Origin of the sequence: Escherichia sp. B1147 (assembly GCF_001660175.1) — a bacterium.
In the GTDB taxonomy this organism is placed as follows: domain Bacteria; phylum Pseudomonadota; class Gammaproteobacteria; order Enterobacterales; family Enterobacteriaceae; genus Escherichia; species Escherichia whittamii.
Genome location: NZ_LFHY01000026.1, coordinates 25,057 through 37,879 on the forward strand (window position 1 = coordinate 25,057; position 12,823 = coordinate 37,879).

At 51.8% G+C, this 12,823-nt stretch carries 10 protein-coding genes and 4 tRNA genes; 12 read left to right on the top strand and 2 right to left on the bottom strand.

Annotation, left to right across the window (positions count from 1 at the left end):
- The first annotated feature begins 9 nt into the window (after positions 1–9).
- From rffC to A9180_RS21680, 12 genes are all read left to right on the top strand, one after another.
- Positions 10–684: a dTDP-4-amino-4,6-dideoxy-D-galactose acyltransferase gene (rffC, locus tag A9180_RS21625; protein WP_064530531.1), complete on the top strand. Its 675-nt coding sequence runs from the start codon at positions 10–12 to the stop codon at positions 682–684.
- Positions 685–688: 4 nt separating this feature from the next.
- Positions 689–1,819 carry a dTDP-4-amino-4,6-dideoxygalactose transaminase gene (gene rffA / locus A9180_RS21630; RefSeq protein WP_064530532.1) on the top strand — a complete coding sequence of 377 codons (1,131 nt, stop codon included), beginning with the start codon at positions 689–691 and terminating at the stop codon, positions 1,817–1,819.
- A 1-nt stretch (position 1,820) separates the two neighbouring features.
- Positions 1,821–3,071 (top strand): lipid III flippase WzxE, encoded by a 1,251-nt coding sequence (gene wzxE / locus A9180_RS21635; RefSeq protein ID WP_064530533.1) that lies wholly within the window; start codon positions 1,821–1,823, stop codon positions 3,069–3,071.
- Entirely contained in the window at positions 3,068–4,147 is a 1,080-nt protein-coding gene (rffT, locus tag A9180_RS21640; protein ID WP_064530534.1) for a TDP-N-acetylfucosamine:lipid II N-acetylfucosaminyltransferase, read from the top strand. Before wzxE ends, rffT begins: the two co-directional genes overlap by 4 nt.
- The gene (gene wzyE, locus A9180_RS21645; RefSeq protein WP_064530535.1) at positions 4,144–5,496 is read left to right on the top strand and encodes an ECA oligosaccharide polymerase; all 1,353 of its coding nucleotides are present in this window, start codon (positions 4,144–4,146) and stop codon (positions 5,494–5,496) included. Before rffT ends, wzyE begins: the two co-directional genes overlap by 4 nt.
- A gap of 2 nt (positions 5,497–5,498) precedes the next feature.
- Positions 5,499–6,239 (top strand): lipopolysaccharide N-acetylmannosaminouronosyltransferase, encoded by a 741-nt coding sequence (gene wecG, locus A9180_RS21650; RefSeq protein ID WP_064530536.1) that lies wholly within the window; start codon positions 5,499–5,501, stop codon positions 6,237–6,239.
- Between the two features lie 191 nt (positions 6,240–6,430).
- Positions 6,431–7,816 (top strand): bifunctional threonine/serine APC transporter ThrP, encoded by a 1,386-nt coding sequence (gene thrP / locus A9180_RS21655; protein WP_064530537.1) that lies wholly within the window; start codon positions 6,431–6,433, stop codon positions 7,814–7,816.
- A gap of 102 nt (positions 7,817–7,918) precedes the next feature.
- Positions 7,919–7,995, top strand: a tRNA-Arg gene (locus tag A9180_RS21660).
- Positions 7,996–8,053: 58 nt separating this feature from the next.
- Positions 8,054–8,129, top strand: a tRNA-His gene (locus A9180_RS21665).
- Between the two features lie 20 nt (positions 8,130–8,149).
- Positions 8,150–8,236, top strand: a tRNA-Leu gene (locus tag A9180_RS21670).
- Positions 8,237–8,278: 42 nt separating this feature from the next.
- Positions 8,279–8,355, top strand: a tRNA-Pro gene (locus tag A9180_RS21675).
- Between the two features lie 146 nt (positions 8,356–8,501).
- Complete coding sequence (locus A9180_RS21680) at positions 8,502–9,737, top strand: anaerobic sulfatase maturase (protein WP_064530538.1); 1,236 nt, start codon at positions 8,502–8,504, stop codon at positions 9,735–9,737.
- Positions 9,738–9,903: 166 nt separating this feature from the next.
- Here the strand turns inward: A9180_RS21680 and aslA are convergent, their stop codons facing one another.
- Positions 9,904–11,559, bottom strand: a complete 1,656-nt coding sequence (gene aslA / locus A9180_RS21685) for an arylsulfatase AslA (RefSeq protein ID WP_064530539.1) — start codon at positions 11,557–11,559, stop codon at positions 9,904–9,906.
- 632 nt (positions 11,560–12,191) lie between these two features.
- Positions 12,192–12,782, bottom strand: a complete 591-nt coding sequence (locus A9180_RS21690; protein ID WP_064530540.1) for a hypothetical protein — start codon at positions 12,780–12,782, stop codon at positions 12,192–12,194.
- Between the last annotated feature and the right edge of the window lie 41 nt (positions 12,783–12,823).

Sequence of the window (12,823 nt, forward strand, 5' to 3'; positions counted from 1 at the left end):
AGATAGCGAATGCCCGTCCGCGCCAGTATTGAACCACTAATCTGGGAAAACGCCTTCTTTGGCGTTAACAGCGCTATCGTTCGCATTAGTCCTGACGCACCGCTCCTGACGTCAGACGTTTTGGCGCCGTGGTCACGGGTACAGGCCAAAATTGCCGCATCCAATACCGATGAACTGGATGCCCTGCAACAGCTGGGATTCTCACTGGTAGAAGGGGAAGTGGATTTGGCGCTGCCCGTGATCAACGTCAGTGAAAGCCATGCGGAAGTGGCTCAAGAATCAGATATTCCAGTACTACGCCAGTTAGCCCGTGAAGCATTCGCACAAAGCCGGTTTCGTATGCCGTGGTATGCGCCCGACGCCAGTGGTCGCTTTTACGCACAGTGGATTGAAAATGCCGTGCGCGGCACCTTTGATCATCAATGCCTGGTTTTACGCGCGGCCTCTGGCGAGATTCGCGGCTATGTGTCTCTGCGAGAGTTGAATGTCACTGACGCGCGCATTGGTTTACTGGCAGGACGCGGAGCAGGTGCACACCTGATGCAAGCAGCGCTAAACTGGGCGTATGCTCGCGGTAAAAAAACATTGCGGGTGGCGACCCAGATGGGCAACACCGCCGCGCTTAGACGATACATACAAAGTGGTGCGAATGTAGAAAGCACCGCGTACTGGTTATACAGGTGATCACATGATTCCATTTAACGCACCGCCGGTGGTAGGAACCGAACTCGACTATATGCAGTCGGCAATGGGTAGCGGCAAACTGTGTGGCGATGGCGGTTTTACCCGTCGCTGCCAGCAGTGGCTGGAGCAACGTTTTGGCAGCGCCAAAGTGCTGCTGACGCCGTCCTGCACCGCTTCTCTGGAAATGGCGGCGCTGCTGCTGGATATCCAGCCGGGCGATGAAGTTATCATGCCGAGCTACACCTTTGTTTCCACCGCCAACGCATTTGTGCTGCGTGGGGCTAAAATCGTTTTTGTTGATGTCCGCCCGGACACCATGAATATCGACGAAACGCGGATTGAAGCGGCGATCACCGATAAAACGCGCGTTATCGTGCCGGTGCATTACGCGGGCGTGGCCTGTGAAATGGACACCATTATGGCACTGGCGAAAAAGCATAACCTGTTTGTTGTGGAAGATGCCGCTCAGGGCGTGATGTCCACTTACAAAGGGCGTGCGCTGGGAACCATTGGTCATATTGGCTGCTTTAGCTTCCATGAAACTAAAAACTACACGGCGGGCGGTGAAGGTGGCGCGACGCTGATTAACGATAAAGCGTTGATTGAACGTGCGGAGATCATCCGTGAAAAAGGCACTAACCGCAGCCAGTTCTTCCGTGGTCAGGTCGATAAATATACCTGGCGCGATATCGGTTCCAGCTATCTAATGTCCGATCTGCAAGCAGCGTATCTGTGGGCGCAACTGGAAGCCGCTGAACGTATCAACCAGCAACGTCTGGCGCTGTGGCAAAACTACTACGATGCGTTAGCACCTCTGGCGAAAGCCGGGCGTATCGAGCTGCCGTCGATTCCCGATGGCTGCGTGCAGAACGCGCATATGTTCTACATTAAGCTGCGGGATAATGATGACCGGAGTGCGCTGATTAACTTCCTGAAAGAAGCGGAAATTATGGCGGTGTTCCATTACATTCCGCTACACGCAAGCCCTGCGGGTGAACGCTTTGGTGAGTTTCACGGCGAAGATCGCTACACCACCAAAGAGAGCGAGCGCTTGCTGCGCCTGCCGCTGTTCTACAATCTGTCGCCCGTCAATCAGCGCACGGTAATTGCGACCTTGTTGAACTACTTCTCCTGATATGTCGCTGGCAAAAGCGTCCTTGTGGACGGCGGCCAGTACACTGGTCAAGATTGGCGCTGGGTTACTGGTTGGTAAATTACTGGCAGTGTCATTTGGTCCGGCAGGACTAGGGTTGGCGGCAAATTTCCGCCAGTTGATTACCGTGCTCGGCGTGCTTGCCGGGGCGGGCATCTTTAACGGTGTAACCAAATACGTTGCCCAGTACCATGATAATCCGCAGCACCTGCGCCGCGTGGTCGGCACTTCATCAGCGATGGTGCTTGGCTTCTCCACGCTGATGGCACTGGTCTTTGTGCTGGCGGCTGCGCCAATCAGCCTGGGATTGTTCGGTAATACCGACTATCAGGGGCTGGTGCGTTTAGTGGCGCTGGTGCAAATGGGCATCGCCTGGGGCAACCTGTTACTGGCGTTGATGAAAGGCTTTCGCGATGCCGCGGGTAATGCGTTATCGCTGATTGTCGGCAGCCTGATTGGCGTTATCGCTTATTATGTCAGTTACCGTTTTGGCGGTTATGAAGGCGCGTTGCTTGGTCTGGCGCTGATTCCCGCGCTGGTAGTGATTCCTGCCGCCGTCATGTTAATTAAGCGTGGCGCTATTCCGTTAAGCTATCTGAAACCCTGTTGGGATAACGGTCTGGCGGGGCAGTTGAGTAAGTTCACGCTCATGGCGCTGATTACGTCGGTGACCTTGCCCGTTGCGTACATCATGATGCGTAAACTATTGGCAGCGCAGTATAGCTGGGATGAAGTGGGTATCTGGCAAGGGGTGAGCAGTATTTCCGACGCCTACCTGCAATTTATTACAGCCTCCTTTAGCGTGTATTTATTGCCCACGTTGTCGCGGCTAACGGAAAAGCGCGATATTACCAGGGAAGTGGTTAAATCGCTGAAATTCGTTTTACCGGCCGTGGCGGCGGCGAGTTTTACCGTCTGGCTACTGCGTGATTTTGCCATCTGGCTACTGCTGTCGAATAAATTTACCGCCATGCGCGATCTCTTTGCCTGGCAGTTGGTCGGCGATGTGTTAAAAGTGGGCGCTTATGTCTTTGGTTATCTGGTGATCGCCAAAGCGTCGCTGCGGTTTTATATTCTGGCGGAAGTCAGTCAGTTCACTTTATTGATGGTATTTGCCCACTGGTTGATCCCCGCGCATGGCGCCCTGGGCGCGGCGCAGGCCTATATGGCAACCTATATCGTCTATTTTTCTCTTTGTTGTGGCGTGTTTTTACTCTGGCGTAGGCGGGCATGACTGTACTGATTCACGTACTGGGATCGGATATCCCTCACCATAACCAAACCGTTCTGCGGTTTTTCAATGACACGCTGGCCGCGACGAGCGAGCACGCGCGCGAGTTTATGGTTGCTGGCAAGGACGACGGCTTAAGTGATAGTTGTCCGGCACTCACTATCCGCTTTTTTGCGGGGAAAAGGTCACTGGCAGAAGCCGTTATCGCTAAAGCGAAAGCTAACCGCCAGCAGCGGTTTTTCTTCCACGGTCAATTCAATCCCAAGCTGTGGCTGGCGCTGCTTAATGGCGGAATCAAGCCCAGCCAGTTTTGCTGGCATATCTGGGGGGCAGACCTCTATGAAGTTTCCAGTGGATTGAAATATAAACTCTTTTATCCTCTGCGCCGACTGGCACAAAAGCGAGTGGGCTGTGTGTTTGCCACTCGGGGAGACTTGAGCTTTTTTGCCAAAACGCATCCTAAGGTGCGGGGCGAACTGATTTATTTCCCAACCCGTATGGACCCTTCTCTCAATACAATGGCGAACGATCGGCAACGTGAAGGGAAAATGACTATTCTGGTAGGGAACTCCGGCGATCGCAGCAATGAACATATCGCCGCCTTGCGCGCTGTTCATCAGCAGTTTGGCGATACGGTAAAAGTGGTTGTACCGATGGGCTATCCGCCTAATAACGAAGCGTACATTGACGAAGTTCGTCAGGCGGGGCTGGAGCTATTCAGCGAAGAAAATCTGCAAGTTCTAAGCGAAAAACTGGAATTTGACGCCTATCTGGCGCTACTTCGCCAGTGCGATCTCGGCTACTTTATTTTTGCTCGCCAGCAGGGCATTGGTACGCTGTGCTTGCTGATTCAGGCTGGCATTCCCTGTGTGCTTAACCGGGAAAATCCGTTCTGGCAGGATATGACAGAGCAACATTTGCCGGTGCTGTTTACCACTGACGATCTCAACGAGAATATTGTGCGTGAAGCGCAGCGTCAGTTGGCGTCGGTGGATAAAAACAACATTGCCTTCTTTAGCCCGAATTATCTGCAAGGCTGGCAGCGGGCGCTGGCGATTGCCACCGGGGAGGTCGCATGAGCCTGCTGCAATTCAGCGGCCTTTTTGTTGTCTGGCTGCTCTGCACGCTGTTTATCGCCACGCTGACCTGGTTTGAGTTTCGCCGCGTGCGCTTTAACTTCAATGTCTTCTTTTCATTGCTGTTTTTGCTCACCTTTTTCTTTGGCTTTCCGCTGACCAGCGTGCTGGTATTTCGCTTTAATGTCGGCGTTGCGCCGCCGGAAATTCTCCTTCAGGCGCTGCTTTCTGCTGCTTGCTTCTACGCGGTTTACTACGTCACTTACAAAACACGCTTACGCAAACGCGTTGCTGATGCACCGCGCCGTCCCGTGTTTACCATGAACCGCGTGGAAGCTAATCTCACGTGGGTGATCCTGATGGGCATCGCGCTGGTGAGCGTCGGCATCTTCTTCATGCACAACGGTTTTTTGCTGTTCCGGCTTAACTCCTACAGCCAGATCTTCTCTAGTGAAGTCTCCGGTGTGGCATTAAAACGCTTCTTTTACTTTTTCATCCCGGCAATGCTGGTGGTCTACTTTCTGCGCCAGGACAGCAAAGCGTGGCTGTTTTTCCTCGTCAGCACGGTTGCCTTTGGCTTGCTGACTTACATGATTGTCGGCGGCACTCGCGCCAATATCATTATCGCGTTCGCCATCTTCCTGTTTATCGGCATTATTCGTGGCTGGATTTCGCTGTGGATGCTGGCGGCGGCGGGTGTATTGGGGATTGTGGGTATGTTCTGGCTGGCGCTAAAACGCTATGGAATGAACGTGAGCGGCGATGAGGCGTTCTATACGTTTCTCTATCTCACCCGCGATACCTTCTCGCCGTGGGAGAATCTGGCGCTGTTGTTGCAGAACTACGACAACATCGACTTCCAGGGGCTGGCACCGATTGTTCGCGATTTCTATGTCTTTATCCCTTCCTGGCTGTGGCCGGGTCGCCCGAGTATGGTGCTAAACTCCGCCAACTACTTTACCTGGGAAGTGCTGAATAACCACTCCGGGCTGGCGATCTCGCCTACGCTTATAGGCTCACTGGTTGTTATGGGCGGCGCGTTGTTCATCCCGCTCGGGGCGATTGTGGTTGGTCTGATCATCAAATGGTTCGACTGGCTGTATGAACTGGGCAACCGCGAAACCAATCGCTATAAGGCTGCGATTCTCCACAGTTTCTGCTTCGGGGCAATCTTCAATATGATTGTGCTGGCGCGCGAAGGGCTGGATTCGTTTGTCTCACGTGTCGTCTTTTTTATCGTGGTCTTCGGCGCAAGCCTGATGATTGCAAAACTGCTGTACTGGCTTTTTGATAGCGCCGGACTCATTCATAAACGAATAAAATCATCGCTCCGGACGCAGGTTGAAGGATAACAATGAATAACAACACCACGGCACCGACCTATACGCTGCGGGGCTTACAGTTGATCGGTTGGCGTGATATGCAGCATGCCCTCGATTATCTGTTCGCTGATGGACAGCTTAAGCAGGGAACGCTGGTTGCCATTAATGCCGAAAAAATGCTGACCATTGAAGATAACGCCGAGGTCAGGGAGTTAATTAACGCTGCCGAATTTAAATATGCCGATGGTATTAGTGTCGTGCGGTCAGTGCGTAAAAAGTACCCGCAGGCGCAAGTTTCCCGCGTTGCAGGTGCCGATCTCTGGGAAGAAGTAATGGCGCGCGCTGGCAAGGAAGGGACGCCGGTGTTTCTTGTGGGCGCTAAACCTGAAGTGCTGGCGCAGACCGAAGCTAAACTGCGCGACCAGTGGAAGGTGAATATCGTTGGCAGCCAGGACGGTTATTTCAAGCCTGAGCAGCGTCAGGCGCTGTTTGAGCATATTCACGCCAGTGGTGCGCAAATCGTCACCGTCGCAATGGGGTCACCAAAGCAGGAGATCTTCATGCGCGACTGCCGCCTGGTGCACCCTCATGCGCTGTATATGGGCGTTGGTGGAACGTACGATGTCTTTACCGGTCACGTAAAACGCGCGCCAAAAATCTGGCAAAAACTGGGACTGGAGTGGCTCTACAGACTGCTTTCGCAGCCGAGCCGCATTAAGCGCCAGCTTCGTTTGCTGCGTTATTTACGCTGGCATTACACCGGCAATCTCTGATTTCCCTTGCTCTGTAAAGCGACGGAGTGGTTACTCTGTCGCCACTCTGTTGTTTTATTACACAAAGCATTCAAATTTTTAATGCTTCATTTGCCATTTCTCCTGAATTACGAAAACATTCGCAACACTCGATGTACCCATAACGATAACCGGTAACACCGGAAAAACATGCAAACACAACACGAGGATTTATGGCAGATAACAAACCAGAGCTACAGCGTGGGCTGGAAGCTCGACATATCGAACTCATCGCCCTGGGGGGTACCATTGGCGTCGGCCTGTTTATGGGGGCCGCCAGCACCCTGAAATGGGCCGGGCCATCTGTATTGTTGGCCTATATCATCGCCGGGCTGTTCGTCTTTTTCATCATGCGTTCAATGGGCGAAATGTTGTTCCTCGAGCCGGTTACCGGTTCGTTTGCCGTGTACGCGCATCGTTATATGAGCCCGTTCTTTGGCTATCTCACCGCCTGGTCTTACTGGTTTATGTGGATGGCGGTGGGGATCTCAGAAATTACCGCCATTGGTGTTTATGTCCAGTTCTGGTTCCCGGAGATGGCGCAGTGGATACCGGCATTGATAGCGGTGGCGCTGGTGGCGCTGGCGAATCTGGCAGCGGTACGGTTGTACGGTGAAATCGAGTTCTGGTTCGCGATGATCAAAGTCACCACGATTATCGTGATGATTGTCATTGGCCTGGGCGTGATTTTCTTTGGCTTTGGCAATGGCGGGCAGTCGATTGGTTTTAGCAATCTCACGGAGCATGGGGGCTTCTTTGCTGGTGGCTGGAAAGGGTTCCTGACGGCATTGTGTATTGTGGTGGCGTCCTACCAGGGTGTGGAACTGATCGGCATCACCGCCGGTGAAGCAAAAAATCCACAGGTCACGCTGCGCAGTGCGGTAGGCAAAGTGCTGTGGCGGATCCTGATTTTCTACGTGGGCGCGATTTTCGTTATCGTCACTATCTTCCCGTGGAATGAAATTGGCAGCAACGGCAGCCCGTTCGTGTTGACCTTCGCTAAAATCGGTATTACTGCGGCGGCGGGAATCATCAACTTTGTGGTGCTGACGGCAGCGCTTTCTGGCTGTAACAGCGGCATGTACAGTTGCGGACGTATGCTCTACGCGCTGGCGAAAAATCGTCAGTTACCGGCGGCGATGGCGAAAGTTTCCCGTCACGGCGTGCCAGTTGCAGGAGTGGCGGTATCCATTGCGATCCTGTTAATTGGTTCGTGTCTGAACTACATCATCCCTAACCCACAGCGTGTGTTTGTCTACGTCTACAGCGCCAGCGTGCTTCCGGGCATGGTGCCGTGGTTTGTGATTTTGATAAGCCAGCTGCGTTTTCGTCGTGCACACAAAGCGGCGATTGCCAGCCATCCGTTCCGCTCAATCCTGTTTCCGTGGGCCAACTACGTAACAATGGCATTCCTGATTTGCGTTTTGATCGGGATGTACTTTAATGAAGATACCCGTATGTCGCTGTTTGTCGGCATCATCTTCATGCTGGCGGTGACGGCGATTTATAAAGTTTTTGGCCTTAATCGCCACGGTAAAGCGCACAAGCTGGATGAATAATCGGCAAAACGCACAAAGCGTAATCAAACGCGCATTTTATTTAAAAAGGGACTAGACAGAGGGGGGGGAAGTCCGTATTATCCACCCCCGCAACGGCGCTAAGCGCCCGTAGCTCAGCTGGATAGAGCGCTGCCCTCCGGAGGCAGAGGTCTCAGGTTCGAATCCTGTCGGGCGCGCCATTTAGTCCCGGCGCTTGAGCTGCGGTGGTAGTAATACCGCGTAACAAGATTTGTAGTGGTGGCTATAGCTCAGTTGGTAGAGCCCTGGATTGTGATTCCAGTTGTCGTGGGTTCGAATCCCATTAGCCACCCCATTATTAGAAGTTGTGACAATGCGAAGGTGGCGGAATTGGTAGACGCGCTAGCTTCAGGTGTTAGTGTTCTTACGGACGTGGGGGTTCAAGTCCCCCCCCTCGCACCACGACTTTAAAGAATTGAACTAAAAATTCAAAAAGCAGTATTTCGGCGAGTAGCGCAGCTTGGTAGCGCAACTGGTTTGGGACCAGTGGGTCGGAGGTTCGAATCCTCTCTCGCCGACCAATTTTGAACCCCGCTTCGGCGGGGTTTTTTGTTTTCTGTGCATTCCATCACTCTCCCTTCGCAATAAACGCCCGTAGTAACTCATTGCCACACGGTATGATTTCGCCCTTAACTCATTGAAGGACGACTTCAGGCAAGGAGCGACCATGCTGCAACAGGTTCCAACGCGTGCGTTTCACGTGATGGCGAAACCGAGCGGTTCCGATTGTAATCTGAACTGTGACTACTGTTTTTATCTCGAAAAACAATCCCTTTACCGTGAAAAGCCAGTCACGCATATGGACGATGACACGCTGGAAGCGTATGTCCGCCACTATATCGCCGCCAGCGAATCGCAAAACGAAGTCGCTTTTACCTGGCAGGGCGGTGAGCCAACGCTGTTAGGGCTGGAGTTTTACCGCCGTGCCGTAAAGTTACAGGCGAAATACGGTGCTGGCAGGCAGGTAAGTAACAGCTTCCAGACTAACGGAGTGCTGCTGGATGACGAATGGTGCACGTTTCTCGCGGAGCATCATTTCCTTGTCGGACTATCGTTGGACGGTCCGGCAGAGATCCACAATCAATATCGCGTGACCAAAGGCGGCAGACCAACGCATAAGCTGGTGATGCGCGCCCTGAAGCTGCTGCAAAAGCATCATGTCGACTATAACGTGCTGGTCTGCGTTAATCGCACCAGTGCGTTACAACCTTTGCAAGTCTATGATTTTCTGCGTGACGCAGGTGTTGAGTTCATCCAGTTTATTCCGGTGGTCGAGCGTCTGGCTGATGAAACAGCTGCCCGTGATGGACTGAAATTACATGCTCCCGGCGATATTCAGGGCGAACTGACGGAATGGTCGGTACGCCCCGAGGCGTTCGGTGAGTTTCTGGTGGCGATTTTTGACCACTGGATCAAACGCGATGTCGGCAAGATTTTCGTGATGAATATCGAATGGGCGTTTGCCAATTTTGTCGGTGCGCCGGGCGCGGTTTGCCATCATCAGCCGACCTGTGGACGCTCGGTAATTGTTGAGCACAATGGCGACGTTTATGCCTGCGATCACTTTGTTTATCCGCAATATCGACTGGGGAATATGCATCAGCAGACCATCGCAGAAATGGTAGATTCTCCGCAGCAGCAGGCTTTTGGTGAAGATAAATTTAAGCAGTTACCGGCGCAGTGTCGCAGTTGCAACGTGTTAAAAGCGTGCTGGGGAGGTTGCCCGAAACACCGCTTTATGCTCGATGTCAGCGGCAAACCGGGGCTGAATTATTTGTGCGCTGGGTATCAGCATTATTTCCGCCATCTACCGCCATATCTTAAAGCAATGGCTGATTTACTGGCACACGGTCGCCCGGCCAGTGACATTATGCAGGCGCACTTGATGATGGTGAATAAGTAAAAATCGGCGGCCGCCTACGGTTGATTGCCGGATGCGATGCTGACGCATCTTATCCGGCCTACAGGATGCTGCAATTTATTGAATTTGCACGATTTCGTAGGCCGGATAAGGCGTTCACGCCGCATCCGGCAAGAGCAGAGCAGCCCGATTTAGCGATAGCGCCGGCTTAGTCCGATTTAATCTGCGCACGTGGTGGATATTTTTTCAGGATCTCCATATACGCGTGCATTTCCGTTTGTAGTGGCACTCCCATCGGAATATGGCGCACGCCGATAGAGTCGCTTTCCTGTGGATCGGTGTAGAGGTTAAATACCGACGATCCGGCAGTTTGCATGACCGTGCCGGTGAACCCACCCTGATACCCGCTCTGGGTATAAGCGTATGGCTGCTGAATCAGCACATGGTATTTGAACTCATCCATACGTACAGCAGAGAGTTTGCCGTTGAGGAAGTAGTGCTCGGCCTTACGGTTAGACTGACCGTTTGTTCCCAGGAAGAAAGATGTCTGGTCCACACCATCAATAAAGGTGGTTTTCGGCACTAAATTCGCGACTTTCGCGCCAGGATGCCCCGCCAGATCCAGTGCTGTTGGGAAGAGATCTGCCAGATCAACAATGCCGTCAGATTTACGCGGTTGGATCATGCCTTTCCAGTACACGAAAGTCGGAACGCGAACGCCGCCTTCCCAGGTAGACCCTTTCGCACCACGGAACGGTGTGCGACCGTGCGGTGGCACTTCGACCTCCGGACCGTTATCGGAGGTGAAGACAATAAGCGTGTTATCCAGCTGACCGTTTTTCTCCAGCGTTTTATAGAGATTAGCGAACACATCATTCATCTCTACCATGCAGTCGCCATACGAGGTACGGGCCGGAGAACTCCCCGCATATTTGGCGTTCGGGTAGTTATCGAAGTGGCAGCCGCGCGTACCGTAATATAAGAAGAAAGGTTTATCGCTCTTCGCCATCTTGTCGAGGAACTTAACGCCATATTCCATCCAGCGTTGATCCAGGTCTTCCATATACTTCGGCGTAATGTCAGCAATGGCCTCCTGTTCGCCGCCGCGTACAGCATGAACATCATCTTTGCTAAATGGTAATTGCTTGATGTATTCAGAACGGTCCGGACTCAGGGCGACTTCCGGATTGACGTGAACATCGCGCCATTCGGTATACATATCGGACACTGAGTTGAAGCCACGGAAATCATCAAAGCCGACGTTCTGCGGCTGCGACTCTTTGTTTTCCCCCATATGCCATTTCCCGATGGCCTGAGTGACGTAACCCTGGTCGTGCAGCAATTGCGGCAGGGTAGTTAGCCCTTGCAGCCCGCCCGGTTGTCCGTACATCGGCGGCATCAGAATGCCGTGGTGGATAGAATATTGTCCGGTGAGAATGGTGGCGCGGGTCGGGGAAGAACTCGGTTGAGAATACGCAGAGGTTAAAATCAATCCCTGGCTGGCAACGGCGTCAATATCTGGCGTTGGATTTCCTACCGCCACGCCACCGCCATTAAAGCCGACATCCATCCAGCCCACGTCATCCAGTAAGAAAACAACCACGTTCGGTTTCTTACCGGTCTTTTTCTCTAATTCCGCCAGCTTCTGCTGGGTTTCTTTATCCTGTGCCGGATGCTGCATCACAGGCATCATATTATCGGCAATGGTGGTCGCCGGTTTAACCAAATACTGATTGGGGTGATTATACCCGGCATAGCCTTCACGCGCGGTGGCGGTTGATGGGGTATCTGCAGCACTGGCCAACAAAGGAATAGCGGCGGCGACGGCGATCACCAGTAGTTTGGGTGAAAACGAAATTTCCATGCAAAATGCTCCGGTTTCATGTCATTAAATGGATGACGTAATTAAGCATTGATAATTGAGATCCCTCTCCCTGATAAAATGGGTACATAAATAATTATGATGAAAATAAATTATTTATTTGCCATGAGAATAAATCGAAAGATCAGGAGAGCGCTTTCAATCCTACCCCCGGTGTGGGGGATATGTAAGACCGGTTTATTGTATAGCGTTGATTATTGGTGCTGTTTTTGATTAGGAGTGTAATTAATATATAGATTTGTTATTGAATGTTTTTAACAATTCACAGTATTTATAATTAAAGAGAGTAAGGTTCTGGATAATATTTGCTCAGGTAAGTATTGCGAACGAAAGAAACCTGTATTGCAGAATTGTCTCATAACAAGTATTAAAGGATGTTATTTCCCGAGCTGTATGGCATAATAATTGAGTAGATGCTCATTCCATCTCTTATGTTCGCCTTAGTGCCTCATAAACTTAGGAATGACGCAGAGCCGTTTACGGTGCTTATCGTCCACTGACAGATGTCGCTTATGCCTCATCAGACACCATGGACACAACGTTGAGTGAAGCACCCATTTGTTGTCATACAGACCTGTTTTAACGCCTGCTCCGTAATAAGAGCAGGCGTTTTTTTATGGCTGAATAAACAACAGATTACGTCGCTCCTGCGTCATTGGTTGTGCATTTAGCACTCTTACAAGAGAGCCTACCGTGACGATGGGAAGAAACTGATTATTCTCTATTCCTGTTAAATCGCGTCCGCAGCGAGCGGCGATATCTTCAACCAGCTCTTCTAACTCAACGGCATCGTTTACTAAATCCAGATCTTCGTCCAGTTTATCGTCGGCTTTAAGTGGCAGTGGGTAACCGATATAGCCATTTTCTTGCAAGGTATTCCACACAGCCCGAATGATCCATGTATCTACGCTTCGGGGGGTAAACTGGCGTGCGAACTGACAAATGGAAAGTCCCTGACGTTTATCGGCCATGATTCGCCGCTTCTCGAGGAGCTTTATTTTCTCCTGCTTCGCAGCGGCTATCAGAGACACAATAAAAAGTGTTAACCAGAAGATGAAGGTGTTGCCCGTACGCACGAAGGAAATAATCAACCAGCTTAGGCCAGCCAGAGCAGTGCATATCAAAAAGCAAAGCAACAACCTTGCCTGAACAGGATTAATTTCAGGAGATGGCAAGCGGAAAAGAGAGTTGGACGGCATGCGCATTTTGACATCCTTGTAAAAAAATATCGCCTCTGAACGAGGCG